Source organism: Prescottella sp. GW823-FHT02E09, from assembly GCF_058797375.1.
Genome location: NZ_JBXAJP010000013.1, coordinates 24,777 through 44,969, shown reverse-complemented (window position 1 = coordinate 44,969; position 20,193 = coordinate 24,777). Strand labels below are relative to the sequence as shown.

Below are 20,193 nucleotides of genomic sequence, written 5' to 3'. Positions count from 1 at the left end.
GCCGGAACGCGGCCCTGTCGGGGAACGACACGTCGTCGTCTCGATCGTCCTCATCGCGGCGGCGGACCTGTCGGCGCTGCTGGTCACCGGGGAAGGAAAGGTCCGCTCCGACAACGACTTCGTGTACTTCGACCAGCCGCCAGGGCTCGTGGAAGGTGCGTGCCGTCGACGACACGACCCCACCGCCGGCCCCGGCCGCGCACCGAAGTCGGCGTCACCGAGAAGAAGCGGGTGAACCTGAGCAAGGGGCAGAAGGTCACGCTCCGCAAGGACGGCGCGTCGCACCGACTCAGATCCGGATGGGGGTGGGGTGGGCTGGGATTCCGTCAGCATCTTCACCGTCACCTCCTTCCGGGGCCCCACCTTCGACCAGATCGCGAACGCCGTCTGCCGACTGGTCGACGCCCCGCAGGGAACCGAACTGGCGCGGTTCACACTGCAGGGCGGAATGCCCTTCACCGCGGTCGCGATGGCGAAGGTCTACCGGCGCGGCGGCGAGTGGAAGCTACAGGCGATCGGCGAGGGCTTCGACGCGAAGACCGCACAGAAGGCCGTTCCGCATCACCTCCGCTTCCTGAACGACTGACCCGCCGGCGACGGGCGTCACCGCTGTCGGCGCGCGGTTCCGATCATTACGGCGAGGGCGAGCGCGACGCACGCGGTCATGCTGAGGACGAGTGCCACGGCGGTGTTGCCGAGCAGGCCCACGGCCGGTGCGACGAGGGCGCCGACCGCGTACTGCATCGAACCGAGCAGGGCCGCAGCGCTTCCGGCGGCCTCGCCGTGCCGGGACAGCGCGAGAGCGGGAGCGTTCGGCAACACGAAACAGATCGCGGCGAGCATGATCCACAGCGCGGCGACCAGCCCGGCGAGACCGCCGAACTCGAAGTGCGCGACGACGATCGCAACCAGTCCGACACCCAACGCGACGGTGAGCGACGCGCGCACGATCTGCAGTGGGGACCATCGGCGCAGCAGGCGGACATTGACCTGGGTCGCCCCGATCATCGAGAAGGCGCCGGCGCTGAACACGAGCGCGAACTGCTGCTGGTCGAGCCCGAACTGGTCCTGGTACACGAAGGATGCCCCGGACACGTAGGCGAAGAGCGAGGCCATCACGACACTCGAGACGAGTGTCAACGCAACGAATGCGTGGTCCCGCAGCAGCATCCGGTAGGTGCCCAGGACGGATCCGAGACCTCCGGGCCGCCACCGCTCGGGTGGGAGCGTCTCCGGCAGTGCGAAGACCGCGATCGCCGCGACGGCCACGCCGATGAGCGCGAGGACGACGAAGATCCCACGCCAATCCAACGCCACCAGTAGCGCGCCACCGACGCTGGGAGCGAGCACCGGCGCAACCCCGAGGATCAACATCAGTCGAGACATCACGACGGCGACGGACTTGCCGGAGAACAGGTCCCGGACCATCGCCATCGTGACGACCGCCGCGGCCGCGGCACCCATGCCCTGGAACACCCGCAGGGCGCCGAGCATCGCGATGCCGGTCGCGAACACCGCGAGGAGCGAACTCGCGATGTGCAGCGCGATACCCGCGACGAGGGGCCGCTTCCGGCCCAGGCTGTCCGACAGCGGACCCACCACGAGTTGACCCAGCGCCAGACCGATCAGGGTCCCGGTGAGGGTGAGCTGCGCGCCCGACGGTGTCGAGTCCAGCGCCGACGCGATGTCCGGCAGGGCCGGCAGATACATGTCGATCGTGAAGGGCCCCAGGGCGGTCATGGAACCGAGTGCCACGATCGTGCCGACTCGCGGCCCCCGCCCCTCGCTCGTGGCGGCGCCCTCGACGCCCGGATCGGGTCCGGGCGTGGTTCGTAGCGAGTCGTCGGCAGTCATACGCAGACCATGACGGATGTGTGCCCGGTCACGCGAGTTCCCTCCCGCGGGGTGGAACTCGGACCGGCACCGGGAGGCCGACGCGCCGGATTCGGCGGCCGATCAGCCGCCCGAAGATGCCGGAAGGGCCGGGCTCCCTGAGGAACCCGGCCCTTCCTTACCGACGACGATCAGCTGAGCGCGCCGAGCTGCTGGATCAGCGGCAGGATGGTCTTGACGACGTCGATGACGGCGCTGAGCGTGGAAGAACCCATTGTTAGTCCTCTGGAGTAGCTGGTGGATGTGGCCCGACGCCACTGGGTCTAGAAGTTAGCAGGCGTTTGTCGGATATGGGTGAACTTGACCGAAACTCTTGGACGTTTGTCCAATAGTGTGGACCGTTGACGGGTCCGTGGCCCGCAGGATTCCCGGTCGTGGGACCAACCTGGCACCGCTGCTGCATGCGCGCGGCTACCGAACCCTCGCTGTCGATCAGCGTGGCTGTTCACCCCTGACGTCGGTGGCGCGGGCGGCGGCGACGAGGGCTCGGCCATCCTCGAACCGCAAGAACCCGGCCGCGACCGAGCGATCGGTGGCCTCGGCCACCCGGGACACGTAGGCGTCCTGGCTCGGATACAGCGAGGACAGCGTGGCCGAGTCGAGGGGCACGGTCGCGCCATTGTTCGGCACCCGCACCGTCTCCCCGGTCAGCGCCGCGACCGGCGCCTCGACGTGCGGAGTGCGGACGCCGCCGCGCGCATTACCGAAACGGTCACGGACGATGCCGGAGTCTGTGGTCTCGATGGGTTCGGCGGTCGCCGGTGCGGTGCCGTCGGAGATCCAGGTGCGCAGCGATCGCAGCGCCGCCGACACCACCAATGCCTGAGGGCCGTCGTTCACGATCCCGAACATGGTGCTGAGGTCCCGGATCTGGCCGAACTGGGCGGTGTACTGCGGGTAGAGGATTCGCAGGGCGTGTGCATCGGAGTGCGCGGTGCCCGCGATCTCCCACGTCCGGATGTGATCGGTGTCCGGCTGGCGCGCCGCGACGAACGACTTCGGGCCGGGGCCGCCGCCGAGCTCGAACAGCTCGGTCTCGGTGACGACCTGGAACACCGGGACGTCCAGGTCCGTGCGCACCCGAGCCGGCGCGACGACCGCGGGGCCGTCGGGGCCGTCGAGCGCGGCGACACCGGAGCCGGAACCGAGTGGTGCCCCGAACCCGGCGCGGCTGTGGATGAAGAGACCGTCGAAGACCCGTGCACGTGGCTGGATCGCGTTGGCGTACGTCAGCATCCGGAATCCGGACTGCGACTGGCCTGCCGCGATCAGTCTTTCGACCACCAGTCCAGCGAGCGGGTCGGCGCCGCGCGGTGCGCGCAGTGCCGACCCTGCCTGAGAGAAGATGTCGTACGAGTAGGCGTCGCCGGGATGATGCAGTGGGCCGTACCGCTGCGGATCCCACGCCTTGAGCCCGACGACGTCCGGCCCCAGCGGGCTGCCGCCGGTGCTGTTGACACCGGCCGCCTGGGCGGAGACGCCCACCCAGGCGTAGCCCTGCAGCAGCTCGGAGTGCATGTAGCCGAAGTCGACGTCCACATCGACGTTCCCGCTGACGTTGAGCCACTCGACGACGACGGTGCCGTTGAAGCGGCTCGGATCCTTCGGTGCCCGCACCAGCAGCCGGGTCCGGTACGGTGCCTGCCCGGCCTCGGCCACCCCCCACCGCCCGTCGGATTCCCACGCCCCGTCCTCGCGGTATGCCGAGGCGGTGCCGCTGAGGAAGAACTCCTGCTCGGTGTAGCCGGCGGCCGCCAGGTCGACGGAGGTCGCAGTCCCCGGCGAGCTGTGCATCCCGTCGGGCAGTCGGCCGTGGTCGGTGTCGAATCGTCTTGCGTGCAGGAACATGCGGATCGAGCCTCTCTGACAGGGGCTGCGCCGTTGCAGCCCCCTCCGTGAAACCTAACGCTCTTGTGTGGCGACGATCACACCGGGGTCTCGCTGTGTGGGACTCTCTCCCGGTTCATCCGCCGGCGTAGTCCCCGAATCGCGCGTCGACTTCCGCGGCGGTGAGCCCGTACTCCTCGAGGGTGTACTTGTGGGCGGGCTTGCGGCTACCCGACCGACTCTCGGAATGCATGTCCTCCATCGCCTGGTGCGCCTGCTCGGACATCGGGATCGAGAAATGGGAGTAGATCTTCCCGACCGTTCCCAGGGGGTCGGCGACGAAGTCCCGGTAGTCGACGTCGATGAACTGGGCGGGGTCGTACTTGGCCCGCGCCGCGGTGAAGTCCTCGAGCCCCCGCGCCCACAGGTCCAACTGGCCGCGGCCGATGACCTCGCCGCGGAACGTGTTCGACCAGCCCTCGGTGGCGTGCTCGGCGAGACTGCACACCGACGGGATGATCGTGCTCGGCGGACGGTGGGTCTGCACGATCAGCGCGTCCGGGTACACCGCCATCAGTTCGTCGAGCGCGAACAGGTGGCTGGGATTCTTGAGCACCCACCGCCGGTCGCGGTCCGGCAGGCCGATGAGTTGCAGGTTCTTCTTGTGTCGGGCGTAGGCGTTGGTCCAGTCCTGTCCCTGCAACCATGTCGAGTACGTCGGCAGGTTCGCCAGGCACTCGTACGACACCGACTTGAACGTCTGACGCAGCAACTGCCAGCATTCCTCGACCTCGCCGGCCGACATGTAGTGCACGCCCATGAACTCGGGGTGGTCCACGTGGTGCTGGCTGAACTGCTGTTCGATCGCCTGGAACACCGGGTTGGAGTCCCACGTCTCGCGCGGCGGGCGCGGCTGCGGCATCTCCGTCAGCCACATCTCCAGACCCTGATGCGCGGGGTCGACGGTCAGGAGGCGGTGCAGCGCGGTGGTGCCGGTGCGGGGAAGCCCGGTGACGAAGATCGGACGCTCGATCTGCACGTCGGCGTGTTCGGGGAACTGCTTCCAGGCCGCCTCGCTCAGCAGCCTCGCCACCAGCGCGCCGCGCAGGAAGACGCGGGAGATCTTGCTGCCGAACGGCGTCAGGTCCTCGTCGCGGGCGTACGAGTCGAGGAGCACGCCGAGGGCCTCGGTGTAGTCGTCGACGCCGAAGTCGGTGAGACCGGTCATCCTGGTCGCGGACGCGTGCAGGTCCTCGACGGTGCCGACGGTGGTGCGTTCAGACATGGTGCTCCGGATTTCTCTAGTGATGGAACTCGCCGCAGTTGACATCGAGGCACTGGCCGGTGATCGCGCTCGCCATCGGCGAGGCCAGGAAGATCACGGCGTCGGCGACCTCCTCGGTGGTCGGCAGGCGCTTGAGGTCGCTGTTCGCGGCGGTGTGCTCGTAGATCTGCTCGACGGACATGCCGAACTTCTGGGCCTGGTGCTCGAAGTACTTCTTCAACGTGTCTCCCCAGATGTATCCGGGGGCAACGGAGTTCACGCGGATGCCCTGTGGTCCCAGCTCGGTCGCGAGGGACTGCGACATCGCGAGCAGGGCCGACTTGGCGAGCTTGTAGCTGCCGTACCGCTCCTGCGAGTGGCGGAGCACCATCGAGTTGACGTTGACGACGGTGCCCTTGGACTCGGCCAGCGCGGGCGTGAACAGTTGGGTCAGGCGCAGTGCGCCGAGCACGGTCAGTTCGATCGCGTCACGGATGTGCTGGAAGTCGGTGCGGCCGAACGGCTTCATCGACGGCACTGTGAACGCGTTGTTGATCAGGCCGTCGACCCGGCCGTAGGCGTCGGTGGTGGCGGCCAGCAGGTGGGCGGCCGAGGCGTCGTCGGTGATGTCGGTCGACACCGTCACCGCGCGGCGACCGAGGTCGGTGACCTCCTTCGCGACCTCGTCCAGACGTTCCTGGGTGCGCGCAGCCAGCACCAGGTCGGCGCCGGCCTCGGCGCAGCGCAGCGCGAGCGTCCGGCCGAGCGCCGGGCCCACGCCGGAGATGACGATCACCTTGTTTTCGAGAAGCGCGGACTGCAGCGTCTTTGTCATTGTCTACCCCAGCATCCGGTTGGCGACGGCGGCCCGGCGCCCCGCGATGCGGGCGGCGAAGTCCTCCGGCGTGATCTTGTTGTGTTCGTGGAACGGCAGTTTCGCGGCGACCTGATCGAGCTTGACCACCTCGACGGTCGGACCGTCCTCGGGTGTGAACTCCCGCGACGTCCGCTGCCACCGGAACTGCAGGTAGCCGCGCGGATGGCCGAGGGCCTCGAGCCAGTTGGTCACGCCCGGATTCTGCTCGCTGAGGACCATCCGGATCATTCCGTCCGGATCGACCTGCGCCTGGGTGTTGTTCAGCGACGTCTGGTGATCGATGTAGTCCAGCGAGATGTACCACAGGCTGCCCAGCTGGAAACCCTGGTACGGCGCATCGGATTTCGGCACGGTGATGATCATCGCCTCGTCGTCGGCCAGTTCGTAGTGGCCCACCGAGGAGTACTGGGTGGCCAGACCGCCCGGGGTCAGCCGCGGCGCGGTCATCGTATTGACCGGCAGGTTGTCGTAGAACCACTGCGGGAACTGCAGCCACGTCTTGACGCGGCCGACCAGCGCCTTGCCCGCGCGGGCGAACCGCTTCTCGGTCTCTTCCATCGTGAGCGGCGGCGGCGGGACGCCGATGCGGTCGGCGCGTTCGATCCGGATGCTGCCGCGCTTCTGGCTCCAGTCGCTGTAGACCTCGCGAACCACCAACTGCGACGAGTCCGGTGCGAGCGTGAAGTGGTTCCGGCGTCCGTCGGCCGGTCCCGGGCCGAAGGTGGCGACGAAGGTGCCGTCGTCCTCGATGTGGAGTTCCCGGTCGTCGAAGGCGATCTCGCTGCCGGGCACGTTCGCGTTGGTGTAGTTGCCGCTGAGGACCTGGAAGCTCAGGTCGGCGGTGGTGCCGCGGGTGCCGGTCACGATGTACTCGGCGTCGTCGTTGATCCGGGCGCCGAAGTAGAGCGTGTCGGGATTGTCGAGTCCCATCTTCATGTACGGCCCGGTGCCCTGGATGAAGTTCGGGTGGGTCTTCTCCGTCGCCCACGCCGCATGGACCGTGGCGAGGATGCCGCCCGCGAGGTACTGCATTCCCTCGAGCAGGTCCCGTTCGCTACGGATGTGCGGGGCGCTCTCGACCAGTTTCTCGGCCTCCGCGATGGCCTCGGCCAGGGGATCGGTGAGCACTAGTGGCTCCTTCGGTGTGGTGGTACATATATGTACCCATGTGGTAGACCTGATGTGATTCCGACCATAGAACGTGTTCCAAGGAGTGGTCAATGAATTCGCGAGATTCCGGCGTGGCGGAGTCGGCTGCCGGCCGGTCGAACGAAGGTTCGGCAGATGCCGGGCGCCGGTCGCCGCCGACCGAGCGTGTCGTCCAGGTGCTCGACTACCTCGTGGCGCGTCCGGACAAGCGGTTCGGTCTCTCGGAACTTTCTCGGGCGCTGACGATTTCGAAGCCGACCTGCCTCGGTATCCTCACTGCGCTGGTCGGTGGCGGGTACCTCACCCGGGATCCGGAGTCGAAGGTGTACGGCCTCGGTCCCGCGTTGATCGCCGCGGGCCGGGCGGCGCAGCACGGTTTCGCGATGGGGCCGATTGCGCGGGCGCAACTGGACAAGCTCACCGCGGAGTTCGGCACCACGTGCACGGCGTCGACCGTGGTGGGCGACCAGATCACGGTGCTCGAGGTGACCGCGCCGCCGGGTGCGCCCACCATGGCCCGGGTCGGCCAGGTGTACCCGTTCGCGCCGCCGGTCGGGTTGATGTATGTGCTGTGGGCCAGTGACGAAGCTCTGGAGGCGTGGCTGCGCCGCGAGCCGGCGCTGCCGGTCCGCTCGGATCGCGAGCGCCTGCGCCGCGTCGTCGACGAGTGCCGGGAAACCGGCTACCTGGTCGAGACGCTCACGACGGTGGGGCAGCGACTGCACTCGCTGATGGCCGGCGTCGCGACGCGCGACCTTCCGCCCGAGATCCGAGAACTGCTCGGGGAGGTGGTGTCGAGCCTCGGTGAGCGCGTCTACCTGGAGCGGGAGGATCACGACGGCGGCGAGCATCCGGTGAATCTCATCGCCGCGCCCACGTACGACGCCGAGGGAAATCAGGCACTGGTCCTGACGCTGTACGTCGGCGCGACGATCGGGCGCGCGGAGATCGAGCGGCGCGCAACGGCGTTGACGGCGGCCGCGGACGCCGTCACGGCGGAGGTCGGCGGCGGGCGGCCGGTCCGTGCCCTCCATCCGTGACGGCCGAATGTCACATCGGTTCGGTCCACCCGAAACGTATGTGACATTCGGTCAGCGCGGGGAGGCGTTGACCGCGCCTGGAACGCGTTCTATTCTCGGCTGAGACTTCAATTTCGAACCAGGCAGGTACAAATACGTACCGATCGAAAGCGAGTTGCAGATGAGTGGCCTGCAATCCCCGCCGGTCTACGAGCTCTCCCATCTCGGGGCGCTCGAGGCCGAGGCGGTCCATATCTTCCGCGAGGTCGCCGCGACGTTCGAACGGCCGGTCCTGCTGTTCTCCGGCGGCAAGGACTCGGTGGTGATGCTGCACGTCGCCGCCAAGGCGTTCTGGCCCGCGCCGCTGCCGTTCCCGGTGATGCACGTCGACACCGGCCACAACTTCGACGAAGTGATCGAGTTCCGGAACCGGACCGTCGAACGGCTCGGCCTGCGACTGGTCGTCGCGAGCGTCGAGGACGATATCGCGGCCGGACGGGTGGTCGACGAGTCCGGCCCTCGGGCCAGCCGCAACCGCCTGCAGACGCACTCGCTGCTGCGCGGCATCCGGGAGAACGGCTTCGACGCGGTGTTCGGCGGTGCCCGCCGCGACGAGGAGAAGGCCCGCGCCAAGGAACGGGTGTTCAGCTTCCGTGACGAGTTCGGGCAGTGGGATCCCAAGGCGCAGCGCCCTGAACTGTGGAACCTCTACAACGGCCGGCACCGCCGCGGTGAGCACATCCGGGTGTTCCCGCTGTCGAACTGGACCGAACTCGACATCTGGCAGTACATCCTCGAAGAGGAGATCGAGCTGCCGTCGATCTACTACGCGCACCGCCGTCCGGTCGTCGAGCGCGACGGAATGCTGTTGGCACACACGCGGTTCCTGACACTGCTGCCCCGAGAAGAGTCCCGCGACGAACTCGTGCGGTTCCGCACCGTCGGCGACGCGACCTGCACCGGCTGCGTCGAGTCGTCGGCCGCCACCGCCGCCGAGGTCGTCACCGAGGTCGCGGCCAGCCGCATCACCGAGCGCGGCGCCACCCGCGCCGACGACCGGATCTCCGAGGCCGGCATGGAAGACCGCAAGAAGGAGGGGTACTTCTGATGGCGCACACCCAGCAGCTCCTCCGCGTCGCGACCGCCGGCAGCGTCGACGACGGCAAGTCCACCCTGATCGGACGCCTGCTGTACGACTCGAAGTCGATCTTCGAGGACCAGCTCGAGGCCGTCGAGCGCAGCAGTCGCGAGCGCGGCACCGAGTACACCGACCTGGCGCTGCTCACCGACGGCCTCCGCGCCGAGCGCGAGCAGGGCATCACGATCGACGTCGCGCACCGCTACTTCGCCACCCCGCACCGCAAGTTCATCATCGCCGACACCCCCGGACACGAGCAGTACACCCGCAACATGGTCACCGGGGCCTCGACCGCGGACCTCGCGCTGATCCTCGTCGACGCCCGCAAGGGTGTGCTCGAGCAGACCCGTCGGCACGCGTTCCTGTCGACGCTGCTGGGGATCCCGCACCTGGTGCTGTGCGTCAACAAGATGGATCTCGTCGACTGGTCGCAGGAGCGGTTCGAGGAGATCAAGGACGAGTTCGGGCAGTTCGCGACCAAACTCGACGTGCACGACCTGACGTTCATCCCGGTGTCGGCGCTCAAGGGCGACAACATCGTCACCCGCACCGAGAACATGCCGTGGTACGAGGGCTCGTCGCTGCTGCACCACCTCGAGGACGTGCACATCGCGTCCGACCGCAACCTCATCGACGCGCGCCTGCCCGTGCAGTACGTGATCCGGCCGCAGCGGCAGACCGACGCCGACCTGCACGACTTCCGCGGTTACGCGGGCACCGTGGCCAGCGGCGTCTTCAAACCCGGCGACGAGGTGGTCGCACTGCCGTCGGGCTTCACGTCGACGATCTCCGCGATCTGGGGGCCGGGCGGCGAGGAGGTGAAGGAGGCTTTCGCGCCGTCCGCCGTGTGCGTGCAGTTGGCCGACGACCTCGACGTCAGCCGCGGCGACACGCTCTGCCGGCCGAACAACCGGCCGCTCGTCGGCCAGGAACTCGATGCGATGGTTTGCTGGCTCACCGAGCAGTCGTCGCTGAACCCCGACGCGCGGTACACGGTCCTGCACACCACCCGGACCACCAAGGGACAGGTCGTGCGGCTGGACTACCGTCTCGACGTCAACACCCTGCACCGGGACGAGACGGCACAGGCGTTGACGCTCAACGAGATCGGACGCATCCAACTGCGGACCCAGCAGCCGCTGCTGTTCGATCCGTATCGACGTAACCGGGTGACCGGCAGCTTCATCCTCGTCGACGAAGCGACCGGCAACACCGTCGCCGCCGGCATGATCACCGGGCCCACCCTCAAGGAATCGAAGGTGGTGTGGCACTCGGCCGCGGTGTCCCGCGACGAGCGGGCGACCCGCGGGTCGACGGTGTGGCTCACCGGCCTGTCGGCGTCCGGGAAGTCCACGGTCGCGGTCGAACTCGAGCGTCGCCTCGTCGCCGCCGGAGTGCCGGCGTACCGGTTGGACGGCGACAATCTGCGGCACGGACTGAACTCCGACCTCGGGTTCAGCGCGGCGGACCGCGCCGAGAACGTCCGTCGCGTCGGCGCTGTCGCGCAACTGCTGGCCGACGCCGGCACGGTGGCGGTCGCCTCGCTCATCAGCCCGTACCGCGAGGACCGCGACCGGGTGCGCCGCCGGCACGAGGAGGCCGGACTGCCGTTCGTGGAGGTGTTCGTCGACACCCCGATCGAACAGTGCGAGGCCCGCGACCCCAAGGGCATGTACGCCAAGGCGCGCGCGGGGGAGATCACCGGATTCACCGGCGTCGACGATCCCTACGAGGCACCCGAACACGCCGAGATGGTGCTCCGGCCCGAGGACGGCGACCCGGTCGCGCAGGCCGCGAAGATCATGGAGTATCTGAACCTGTGAGCACCGACGCCGAACTCGCCGCCGACCTCGCCACCCGCGCGGGGGACCTGCTGCTGGAGATCCGGGCCCGGGAGCTGGGGGAGACCCCGCTCGACAAGGCCGCCGCGAAGGAGCTGGGCCGACGCGGCGACAAGGCGGCCGACGCGCTGCTGCTCGAGCGGCTCGCTGCCCAGCGGCCGGACGACGCCGTGCTGTCCGAGGAATCGGCCGACGACGCGGCCCGCCTCGACAACGAGCGGGTCTGGATCATCGACCCGCTCGACGGCTCCCGCGAGTACGGCCTGGCCGGCCGCGCCGACTGGGCCGTGCATGTCGCGCTGTGGGAGCGGGGCCGCGGCATCACGGCGGCAGCCGTCGCGCAACCCGCGCGCGGTGAGGTGTACGTCAGCGGCGCGGTGCACGCCGTCGACTCCGGACGCGACCGACTGCGAATCCTGGTGAGCGACAGCAGGCCCCCGCAGTTCGTCGAGGCGCTGGCCCGGCGGGTCGGCGCCGACGTCGCCCCGATGGGGTCGGCGGGAGCGAAGGCCATGGCGGTACTGCGCGGTGAGGCCGACGCGTACGTGCACGCAGGCGGGCAGTGGGAGTGGGACTCGGCAGCGCCGGTGGGGGTCGCGCTGTCCGCCGGTCTGCACTGTTCCCGGATCGACGGCACACCCCTGCGCTACAACGAACCGCATCCGTACCTGCCCGACCTGCTCATCTGCCGCCGTGACCTCGCGGTCTCGCTGCTCGCCGGGATCGCCGAGGAGACCGGTGGGCCCACCGACACCCCGCGGGTGGCGATGGCGCGCGAGTACGTCGATTCCCTCGTCACCCACGACACCGGCAAGGTCCGGCTTGCCCGGCACTGCCGCCGTTACGAGAACGGGCAGCGCACAGGCGATTCCGGCGACGAGATCCGCGCCATGCTCGAGACCGGGGACCAGTACCGGCCGATCAGCGCCGTCCGGGACCTCGGATTCCGGGAATGGGGCACCGATGTGGTCGCCCGATTCCTGCTCGACATGACCTTCGGACGCGACACCGTCACTGTCGCCGTCACCGAGCACTTCTCGATCCCGAGTGCCGAGATCGACTCGATCACCGCGATCATCGAGCCGCGACACTGACGTCCGGGTCGGCCGGTAGGGTCGCCCCCGTGGCATTCGACGACGAACAGCGAGCGGCTCTACTGGCATTGAAGGGCGTCGGTCCCACCGTGGTGCGACGACTCGAAGACATGGGTCACGACAGCTTCGCCGCGCTGCGGTCCGTTCGCGCCGACGACATCCTCGATGAGGGGGCCGCGGTCACCGGGTCGACCTGTTGGCGCAACAGCCCGCAGGCCCGGGCGGCGATCGACGCGGTCCTCGAGCGGGCGAACCAGGATCGACCGTAACCGGCCCAGCGCTCAGAAGCGCAGCGCCATCGGACCCGGGTTCCACAACCCCGACCGCCGTTCGGACACCGTCGTGAGCTCGGCGGGCACCGCGGACTCGTTGCGCGGCGTGAAAAGCTCCACCTGACCCCAGTCGCGTCGCCAGTCGTGATTCAGGTACGACGGGATGGTCTCGGCGGACAACAGCTGATCGGTCCAGCCCAGCGGGCCGCCACCGAAATGGTCCTGCCACCGGTTGGTCGAGACCGCGCCGGGACGATCGGGAAGGATCCGGTACTCGGGCACCTCTGCGACGCCGTTGAGGTGCGAGAACGGCTGCTGGCACGGGAACTGGAGCCCCACCGCCCAGTCCGCGAGGACCGGGGTGTCGGAGCCGACGACCTCCTGGAGGGTCCGCGTCTGCGGGACGCGCGGAGGCGTGACCGCCAGCCACTGGTCCGGGTCCCGGTCCTCGTCGGCGGCGACCAGACGAACCGCGTCGGCCTCGGCCGGCAACTGGTCCAGCGGGACCCGCACGTTCCGCCACGACGGCTCCGGCCCGATGTCGTAGGGCAACGCCCGGCCCAGGGCGTCCACGGAGCCGTCGGGCCGGCGGACGCCGTACTCGAGTTCCAGGTCCTGGCCGTAGGTCGCGATGCCGTCGGAATTCACCGAACGGATCCGCCCGGCGACCGCAATCGAGACGACGTCGCCGCGGGTGTCGTCGTCGCCGACCGCCGGCAGGCCGTACCAGCCGCTCACCAGCGACGCCGGGGTCTGCTCCCCGGTGCGGTAGCTACCGAGCACCGGTGTGGTGGCGGGGTCCAGCCCGTACGGCAGTGCGACGGTGCTGCCGTTGATGCCCACCGAACCCTCGCCGCCGCCCGTTCCGGCCGAGGTGTCGGTCGAGGCGGTCGTCGAGTCGGGGTTGACCATGTTCGCGGTGCCCGACGCCGCGGTCTCCGCATCGGCGCTGAGATCCGACGCGACGCCGTTGGGTCCGAAGCCGGTGGACTCGGTGCCCGCGAGTGCGGTGGCCGCGTCGCCCGAGAGCGGTTGCAGCATGGACGCATTCGGATCGGTCTCGAGCAATACGTCGTTCGCGAGCCCGCAGTTCTGTCCGCGCAGCGCGTCGAAATTCGACCTGCCGACCGAGAACGCCGGGTACTGGGTGACCGTGCTCTTCGCGAGTGAGAGCACTTCGAACAGCACCATCGCGGCGGCGGCGATCGTCAGCGGGGGCAGCGCCCACACCCATCGGGTGCGGGAACCCGTTGCGGGGACACGGGACTCGCGCAGGTGACACCACGCGGCGACCCCGACCATCACGATCGCGCCACCGAACAGCACGGTCGCCGCTCCGGTACCGGCGAGTGACGGCGGCTTGTCCCACCAGGGCACACCCCACGCCGACACGTACCAGTAGTTGTTCGTCCCGATGAACGTGAACGCCAGCAGGAACAGCATCGCGGCCGCGAACAAGGCACGGTTGCGAGGCGAGCGAAGCACGGCCGTGCTGACCGCGACGGCGGTGAGCACGGCGAGTGCGCCCGCCAGGCCGGCGAAGACGCCGAGGTGGTGCGTCCACTTGGTGGGCGTGAACATCATGAGTGCGACAGCGCCGAGCGTGACCCCGATGATGCGGCGCGACGGACCGGCCGACGTGCCGGGGATGCGTCCCCCCTTGCGCAGGATCGCCAGGACGCAGACCGCGATCCCCAGGAACATCACGAAGATGCCGAACCTGCGCGAGAGCGAGCCGTCGGCGGTGTCGTTGAGCAACCATTGGTACCGCAGGTTCTCGCTGAACCACTTCTCGCTCGGGCCACCGGCGACGTGCGCATCCTGCATGGCCGGGACGACCGCGAGTGTCTGGTCGGCGAAGATCGCGACGAGAATCGCCGTGCCGGAGGCCAGGAGCGGTAGCAGCAGTGCCGCGAAGCCGACCGTCCTGGCGCGCGCGATCACGATCCGCAGCAACGGTCGCAATCCGGCGAGCAGCGCCGCGAAACAGATGACACCGGACGGCCCGACCGAGAGCGTCGCGGCGGCGACGAGAATCGCGACCGCCGCCGGCAGAAGGCGTCGGGTCGCGATCGCCCGCTCCACCGAGCACCACGTCAGCAGCACACCGGCCGCGACGATCGGTTCCGGACGCAGGCCGTTGTTGTACGGCAGCCACACCGCCAGGAAGCCCAGGGCGCCCGTCCACAACGCGATCCGGCTCGTGCGCGCGGCGGCACCGAGTCGCGGCACCACCTCGCGACTGAGCACCATCCACGTGACGATGCCGGCGAGCAACGCGGGCAGGCGCACCCACGGACTGGCGTTCCAGATGTCGTCGAGCAGGCCGAAGATGTAGTAGTAGGGCGTGCCGAACGGCGTCTCCGGCACAGCGAAATAGCGGAAGTAGTTCGACATGTAGCCGGACGACTGCGCCGATCGCGCCATCGTGTACTGGTAGCCGTCGTCGGCCGTGGTCGCGCCGATGAAGTGCCACAGCAGCAGCGTTCCGATGACGACACCGTCCACGACTCCGAAGCGCCACCACCGAGCGGGCAGGAATCTGCGTGCCCGGCGGCCGTCCGTCAGGTCGAGGCGATGCAGCGCGACCAGTGCAAGCAATGTCGCCAGCAGCGTCACGACCATCGCGACGATCTTGATCAGCGTCGGTGTCGTCGAGAACCGGGTGTCGAGCGGCGCGGTCACCTGTAGACCGGCTGGGGCGGCTCCGTCGAGATCGCTGAACACGCCGACCATCTGGGGGCGGACGTCACCCTCGACGGTCTTCGTCGTCAACTCGCCGCCGGGGCCGGAGATCGACGCCGTGGTCCGGGTCGGATCGGACGAGACGACGATGGCGCAGTCGACTCCGTTCAGCCCCGACAGCGGCATCGAGATCAGGGACCTGTCACGGAGGATCACCTCCAGCCGGGTCGGCGCGGACTCCGCTGCCACGGTCTTGGCGATGAGGCCGTACTGCTCGGTTCCCGGTGCTCCCGCGGGAATCGTCGAGACCAGGAGACCGCCGTTGTCGAGGCTCGCTGCCGTCGCACACGGGATCCGGGCGTCGAAGGTCAACGGCGCGTACGACACGAGAGGTGCCTCGACACTGCGCGTCGAGCCGTTCTGCGGCCACGACAGCGTCGCCTGCTCCTGATGCACGGGCAGCAACGGGATGGCGAGCGCCGACACGATGCCGACGATCGCTGCAACGATCGCGATCAGGCGTGCGCGTCGAAGCCCCCACTTCGACCCCGCCCGTTCGTCTGTCCGTGTCTGACTTTTCGCGGATGCATGCTCCGCCCCCACCATGCTGTCGACCACGAGAAGCGATGGTAACCGCAATCACACCAACCGCGGGCATACGCACCGCGTCGCTGCGAAATCCGGCAATTCGCCGGGTAGAACTGACGGATGAAGGTCTACACCGGAACCGATCCCGCCATCGGCCTGTCCTCGGTGGCCGAGTTCGCCCGACGGGTGGAGGCCGCCGGCTACGACGGCCTCCACGTCTCGGAGACCGTGCACGATCCGTTCCTGCTCGCGCTGCTCGCATTGCAAGCCACCGAACGGATCACGGTGCGCACCTCGGTGGCGCTCGCGTTCGTGCGGAGTCCGCTGCTCACCGCCTACACCGCGTGGGACCTGGCGAAGCTGTCCGGCGGGCGGTTCCACCTCGGCCTGGGCAGCCAGATCCGGCAGAACATCGAGGAGCGGTACGCGATGCCGTGGAGCACACCCGCAGCGGCGATGCGGGAATACGTCGGCGTCGTGCGGGCCGCGTTCGCGACGTTCCGCACCGGAGAACTCGTCGCGTACGAGGGGGACCGGTACCGCTTCACGCGGATGCAGCCGTACTTCAATCCGGGCCCGGACCCGGACACCCCGACCCCGCCGATCTACCTGGGCGGCGTGGGGCAGCGGATGTGTCGCGTCGCGGGGGAGTGCACGGACGGCCTCGTCACCCATCCCACCAACTCCGATCCGCGCTACCTCGTCGACGAGTGCCTGCCGGCGCTGGCCGAAGGTGCGGCGACGGCAGGCCGCTCGCTCGACGGCTTCGACGTCGTCGCCGGACTGCAGGTGATCACCGGCGCGACCGACGCGGACGTCGCCGCCGAACGTGAACGTCGTCGGCGGCTGTTCGCGTTCCTGTACTCGACCCCGGCCTACCGCGGCGCCCTCGAGCGCCACGGCTACCCCGACCTCCAATCGCGGTTGGCCGACCTCGTCCGTCGCGAGGATTGGGATCGCTTGCGCGACATCGTCACCGACGACGTCCTCGCCACCGTCGTGCCGACTGCCCGATACGACGCGCTCGCCGACACGATCCGGAACCGACTCGACGGTGTCGCCCGCAGTGTCACGCTGGCGCTGCCCGAGAACCCCGACCAGGATCGGCGGATGGCCGACGTGGTGGCCGAGCTGCAGGCCGCGTAGGACCCGGAAGGCCGGAAAATTGTGGAGGGGAGTGGGATGAGTCGTATCGCTCGGATCGTGCCCTTGCCGGCCGCGCTGCTGTGCGGGGTGCTCGCCGGTCGGGTGTTGTGGTCGCCGCTGCCCGACGCCTACGTCGCGGGCGCGAGTAGGCTGCCCGACGCCCTCTCCACGAACGGGGCGGGGGTCGCGTGTGCCGCCGTCGTGGCCTTGCTGGTGACGGTGGCGCTGACCCGGCGGCGCTCGCTGTCAATGGTGACGGCCGCCGCCGTGGCCGGGCTGCTGCTGCTCGCGCTGCCGGAGCTGCTGCAGTACCCCGACGATCGGGCGGTGCTCCTGTACTCGAATTCCGTTGCCGCAGGGATGGTTCTGGGCGGGATCGCGCCTCTCGCCGCCCGCGAGCGGAACATGCAGGCCGCGCTCGCCGCGGGTGTCATCGGGGCCTTCCTGCTGTCGGGGACCGTCATCGAGCTGCGGCGATTCGGAGCCGGAGACTTCGGCTGGACCGCCTACACCGGATACGCCCCGCTCACGTCGGCAGGGTCGGTGGAACAGCAGGGCGTCGTAGGCCCGTGGCCCGCTGCCGTGGCAGCGGCGCTCGTCGTCCTGACGGCGCTGGTCGACCGGAGGACGTCGTGGACCGCGCGGGTCGAGCCCCGGTGGTTCGCGGTCGCTGCCGCACTGCCCGCCGCGGCCTTCGTCGTCAACTGGATCCTGGTCGAATCGGGGTCGCGGCCCGAGTGGTGGTATCCGTACGCGGGTCTGGCGCTGGCGCTCGTCGCGTGGACCGCGTGGCAGCTACCCGGACGGGACGGGCAGGTGGTGTTCGCCGGTGCCGCGGTCCTCGCTGCGGCAACCGGGGCAATGCCGTGGTCGAGCACCGACTGGTGGCCCCTCGCGATCCCGGTCGCGCTGATCGTCGCCGGTGTCGTGGTGGGGCTCCGGTGGCCGGTACCGGTGGCCGGCTTCGTGCTCCTGGCGGCGGTGGCTGCGGCGTCCCTGGTGGCACCCGAGTGGGATCTCCGCTCGATCGCCTCGATGTTCGTGCTGCCCGCCGCCGCGGGGTACGTGGTCGGGTCCTGCCTTCCCACGTCCGCGCCGGCGGCGGCGGTCGGACTCTCGGTGCCGTTCACCCTCGGGATCCCGGGCATCGCGGCAGCGGCCTGGACGATCACCGAACGGTACGCCGACTACGCGTCGGCGTCGGTCTTCGAACCGCACGTGTCGGTCTCGGCGCCCGCCGCCGCGGTTGCCCTCGCAGCGATCGTGCTGTGCGGTGTGGGCGCGTGGGGACTCGATCTGCGATCGGGAGCCCAGGGAGCGTACTGACGTCGCGGACCATGCCCGGAAACGGCCGAAGGCCCCACTCTCGAAAGAGTGGGGCCTTCTCGGTGCCCCCGGCAGGATTCGAACCTGCGGCCTTTCGCTCCGGAGGCGAACGCTCTATCCCCTGAGCTACGGGGGCGCACCGGAAATCCGGTGTGCCAGTGGGCGGAGTTAGCGTAGCGCATTGTCGGCGATCATCCACATCGCCTGGTAGATCGGGGTTTTTCGGCCGGTCGACGAGGAAACGAGACCGGGCGGCGCATCCGTTCGAGGATGCGCCGCCCGGTCCACGGTGTGCGGCTAGTTCATCGGCAGCGGTGCTGCGTTCCGCTCCGCGAGCATGCTCGTGATGAGCGTCGACTCGCCCTGCTGTGTCGCGACCATCGTCTTCGCGAGGTTGCGGACCACCGGAACATCCGCGTACTGCGCGGCGTACTCCATCATCGGCAACCCGCCCTGATGGTGGCGCAGCATGAGCTGCAGGAACATGACGTCGAGCTCCGGTCCGGTCGCCTGGCCCAGCGCCGCCATCTCCTCCGGGCTCGCCATGCCCGGCATCGAACTGCTGTCGTGCGTCGGCTCCGCGGTGGATGCCGCGGCGTTGCCCGAATGGCCGTGACCCTCACCCTCGGTCATCCAGGTCATGTAGCCGCCGGTGGGCAGTGGCGCCTGATCCCACAGCGCCAGCCAGCCCTGCATCTGGCCGACCTGGTTCTGCTGGGTGGTCAGGATGTCGTACGCGAGGTTCTTCACCGCCTGATCGCCGGACTTCGTCAGCGCGATCGTGGACATGTCGATGGCCTGGTTGTGATGGACCGTCATGTCCTGTGAGAACCCGACATCGACGGAATCGGCCTTCGGGACGGTGGTCGTGTCGTCGTTCAGTGGCAGATTCACGAAGAATCCCAGTGCGAATCCGATGGCCAGGACGCCGATCAGCCCGATCACGGCCAGTGCCGTCCGCTGACTGCGGCTGGACGGCGCCGGTTCGGCCTCGACCTGACTTCGATTGTCGGTCATCGTGTCGGTCAGCCGTTTCCGCCGGTCGCAGGCTGCTGCAGCTCGGTCGGGACCTGGATGTCGGTGGGCAGGCCCGCGCCGGTGGCGCCGATCTCGCCGGCATCCGGTGCGATGCCGCCACCGTCCATCGGAACCGCATCCGGTCCCGGTGCGCTCGCGTCGAACGGCGGCGGGTTGGCCGGATCGAACGAGCCCGGGATCGTCGAGCAGCTCGCGCCGACCTCGGGGTATGCGAAGCGGTTGAGGCGCAGCGCCGCGATGAACTGGTCGATGCGCTCGTCGTCGGCGTTGTCGACCTCGAGCTGGTGGCCCCAGGACTGCAGTGAGATGGGGGAGTCCATGCCCGGGTACGGCGACATCAGCAGGTAGCCGTCACGGGAATTCGCGCGATCCTCGAGCCGCTCACGCTGGGCGTCGTCGATCTTGTCGGGGTTGTACGCGATCCAGACCGCGCCGTGCTCGAGCGAGTGGACGGCGTTCTCACTGCGGATCGGGTTCTCGTAGACGGTCCCCATACAGGTCGCCCACACGGCATCGTGCGGTCCGCCGAACGGCGGCGTCTGGTCGTACGCGACGCGCTGTGTCGTGTCGACGTGCACACCGGCCGGATAATCGATCTTGACGACGCCGTCGATCGCTGTCGACGGATCCTGATTGGACTCCGACGGCGTGAACTTCGCCACCGCCTGCTGATCCTGGTACTTCGGGAAGATGTTGATCGCGAGCACGCCGATCAGGGCGACGACCGCGATGACCGCGCCGATGGTCAGCCACGGAATCTGGCGCGGCGCGCCCCCTCCGCGCTTGGCGGCGGGTACCCCGCCCTGCTTCTTGGCTGCCTTGATCGCCTTGGCTGACTTGGCCCCTGTGTTTCTGTTGCCGGGACCGCGACTTTCCGAACCGCTGGGCATCGATGAGTGCTCTTTCGGTGATTGGACATAGGGCATCTCCGAGGAGTATGTGGCCTCCGAGATCCCCCTCAGGCTTCACCACTGTACGTTCCGACCCTGAGTGAAACCTCTGAGAGGGCGATACTGGGTAATCGGTGTGCTCGTCC

General features: G+C 68.9%; 15 protein-coding genes, 1 tRNA gene and 1 pseudogene. 8 read left to right on the top strand and 9 right to left on the bottom strand.

The features are described 5' to 3' along the window. Positions 1 to 189: 189 nt before the first annotated feature. Positions 190 to 586, top strand: a pseudogene (locus AC1RIF_RS24905) (TerD family protein); the annotation flags it as partial. Between the two features lie 17 nt (positions 587 to 603). Here the strand turns inward: AC1RIF_RS24905 and AC1RIF_RS24900 are convergent. The 5 genes from AC1RIF_RS24900 to AC1RIF_RS24880 form a co-directional block, all read right to left on the bottom strand. After that, positions 604 to 1,854 carry a multidrug effflux MFS transporter gene (locus AC1RIF_RS24900; RefSeq protein WP_492604055.1) on the bottom strand — a complete coding sequence of 417 codons (1,251 nt, stop codon included), beginning with the start codon at positions 1,852 to 1,854 and terminating at the stop codon, positions 604 to 606. A gap of 471 nt (positions 1,855 to 2,325) precedes the next feature. After that, the gene (locus tag AC1RIF_RS24895; RefSeq protein ID WP_492604054.1) at positions 2,326 to 3,741 is read right to left on the bottom strand and encodes an alpha/beta hydrolase domain-containing protein; all 1,416 of its coding nucleotides are present in this window, start codon (positions 3,739 to 3,741) and stop codon (positions 2,326 to 2,328) included. A 115-nt stretch (positions 3,742 to 3,856) separates the two neighbouring features. Then, a complete protein-coding gene (locus AC1RIF_RS24890; RefSeq protein WP_492604053.1) occupies positions 3,857 to 5,005 on the bottom strand; it encodes a sulfotransferase family protein in 1,149 nt (382 codons plus the stop codon). A gap of 16 nt (positions 5,006 to 5,021) precedes the next feature. After that, the gene (locus AC1RIF_RS24885) at positions 5,022 to 5,819 is read right to left on the bottom strand and encodes an SDR family oxidoreductase (RefSeq protein ID WP_492604052.1); all 798 of its coding nucleotides are present in this window, start codon (positions 5,817 to 5,819) and stop codon (positions 5,022 to 5,024) included. Positions 5,820 to 5,822: 3 nt separating this feature from the next. Continuing rightward, positions 5,823 to 6,989, bottom strand: coding sequence for a hypothetical protein (locus AC1RIF_RS24880; protein ID WP_492604051.1), 1,167 nt, complete (start codon positions 6,987 to 6,989; stop codon positions 5,823 to 5,825). A 92-nt stretch (positions 6,990 to 7,081) separates the two neighbouring features. Here AC1RIF_RS24880 and AC1RIF_RS24875 point away from each other — a divergent pair, with 92 nt between their 5' ends. The 5 genes from AC1RIF_RS24875 (at position 7,082) to AC1RIF_RS24855 (ending at position 12,371) form a co-directional block, all read left to right on the top strand. Next, on the top strand, positions 7,082 to 8,050 hold the full coding sequence (locus AC1RIF_RS24875) for an IclR family transcriptional regulator (RefSeq protein ID WP_492604050.1): 969 nt from the start codon (positions 7,082 to 7,084) through the stop codon (positions 8,048 to 8,050). Between the two features lie 160 nt (positions 8,051 to 8,210). After that, positions 8,211 to 9,137, top strand: a complete 927-nt coding sequence (gene cysD, locus AC1RIF_RS24870) for a sulfate adenylyltransferase subunit CysD (RefSeq protein ID WP_492604049.1) — start codon at positions 8,211 to 8,213, stop codon at positions 9,135 to 9,137. Then, entirely contained in the window at positions 9,137 to 10,990 is a 1,854-nt protein-coding gene (cysC, locus tag AC1RIF_RS24865; RefSeq protein ID WP_492604048.1) for an adenylyl-sulfate kinase, read from the top strand. Before cysD ends, cysC begins: the two co-directional genes overlap by 1 nt. Then, positions 10,987 to 12,102, top strand: coding sequence for a 3'(2'),5'-bisphosphate nucleotidase CysQ (locus AC1RIF_RS24860; RefSeq protein ID WP_492604047.1), 1,116 nt, complete (start codon positions 10,987 to 10,989; stop codon positions 12,100 to 12,102). The genes cysC and AC1RIF_RS24860 overlap by 4 nt, the downstream gene beginning before the upstream one ends. A 29-nt stretch (positions 12,103 to 12,131) precedes the next feature. Next, positions 12,132 to 12,371, top strand: a complete 240-nt coding sequence (locus AC1RIF_RS24855) for a Rossmann-fold NAD(P)-binding domain-containing protein (protein ID WP_492604046.1) — start codon at positions 12,132 to 12,134, stop codon at positions 12,369 to 12,371. 12 nt (positions 12,372 to 12,383) lie between these two features. Here AC1RIF_RS24855 and AC1RIF_RS24850 read toward each other — a convergent pair whose 3' ends face one another. Further along, positions 12,384 to 15,677, bottom strand: a complete 3,294-nt coding sequence (locus AC1RIF_RS24850) for an arabinosyltransferase domain-containing protein (RefSeq protein WP_492604045.1) — start codon at positions 15,675 to 15,677, stop codon at positions 12,384 to 12,386. A 90-nt stretch (positions 15,678 to 15,767) separates the two neighbouring features. Here AC1RIF_RS24850 and AC1RIF_RS24845 point away from each other — a divergent pair, with 90 nt between their 5' ends. Next, entirely contained in the window at positions 15,768 to 16,793 is a 1,026-nt protein-coding gene (locus tag AC1RIF_RS24845; protein WP_492604044.1) for a TIGR03617 family F420-dependent LLM class oxidoreductase, read from the top strand. A gap of 36 nt (positions 16,794 to 16,829) precedes the next feature. Then, positions 16,830 to 18,119 carry a hypothetical protein gene (locus tag AC1RIF_RS24840; RefSeq protein WP_492604043.1) on the top strand — a complete coding sequence of 430 codons (1,290 nt, stop codon included), beginning with the start codon at positions 16,830 to 16,832 and terminating at the stop codon, positions 18,117 to 18,119. Positions 18,120 to 18,182: 63 nt separating this feature from the next. On the opposite strand, the gene AC1RIF_RS24835 is transcribed toward AC1RIF_RS24840, so the two are convergent. The 3 genes from AC1RIF_RS24835 to AC1RIF_RS24825 all read right to left on the bottom strand — a co-directional run bounded on the left by AC1RIF_RS24835 (position 18,183) and on the right by AC1RIF_RS24825 (position 20,047). Then, positions 18,183 to 18,255, bottom strand: a tRNA-Arg gene (locus AC1RIF_RS24835). Positions 18,256 to 18,416: 161 nt separating this feature from the next. Then, entirely contained in the window at positions 18,417 to 19,136 is a 720-nt protein-coding gene (locus AC1RIF_RS24830; RefSeq protein ID WP_492604042.1) for a DUF305 domain-containing protein, read from the bottom strand. Positions 19,137 to 19,144: 8 nt separating this feature from the next. Continuing rightward, entirely contained in the window at positions 19,145 to 20,047 is a 903-nt protein-coding gene (locus AC1RIF_RS24825; protein ID WP_492604041.1) for a thioredoxin-like domain-containing protein, read from the bottom strand. Positions 20,048 to 20,193: the final 146 nt, after the last annotated feature.

Bases quoted from the DNA above. Each gene is read 5' to 3' on its own strand.
- AC1RIF_RS24900 (WP_492604055.1), bottom strand. From the start codon at position 1,854: ATGACTGCCGACGACTCGCTACGAACCACGCCCGGACCCGATCCGGGC.
- AC1RIF_RS24875 (WP_492604050.1), top strand. From the start codon at position 7,082: ATGAATTCGCGAGATTCCGGCGTGGCGGAGTCGGCTGCCGGCCGGTCG.
- cysC (WP_492604048.1), top strand. From the start codon at position 9,137: ATGGCGCACACCCAGCAGCTCCTCCGCGTCGCGACCGCCGGCAGCGTC.
- cysD (WP_492604049.1), top strand. From the start codon at position 8,211: ATGAGTGGCCTGCAATCCCCGCCGGTCTACGAGCTCTCCCATCTCGGG.
- AC1RIF_RS24890 (WP_492604053.1), bottom strand. From the start codon at position 5,005: ATGTCTGAACGCACCACCGTCGGCACCGTCGAGGACCTGCACGCGTCC.
- AC1RIF_RS24840 (WP_492604043.1), top strand. From the start codon at position 16,830: ATGAGTCGTATCGCTCGGATCGTGCCCTTGCCGGCCGCGCTGCTGTGC.
- AC1RIF_RS24830 (WP_492604042.1), bottom strand. From the start codon at position 19,136: ATGACCGACAATCGAAGTCAGGTCGAGGCCGAACCGGCGCCGTCCAGC.
- AC1RIF_RS24845 (WP_492604044.1), top strand. From the start codon at position 15,768: ATGAAGGTCTACACCGGAACCGATCCCGCCATCGGCCTGTCCTCGGTG.
- AC1RIF_RS24885 (WP_492604052.1), bottom strand. From the start codon at position 5,819: ATGACAAAGACGCTGCAGTCCGCGCTTCTCGAAAACAAGGTGATCGTC.
- AC1RIF_RS24895 (WP_492604054.1), bottom strand. From the start codon at position 3,741: ATGTTCCTGCACGCAAGACGATTCGACACCGACCACGGCCGACTGCCC.
- AC1RIF_RS24825 (WP_492604041.1), bottom strand. From the start codon at position 20,047: ATGCCCAGCGGTTCGGAAAGTCGCGGTCCCGGCAACAGAAACACAGGG.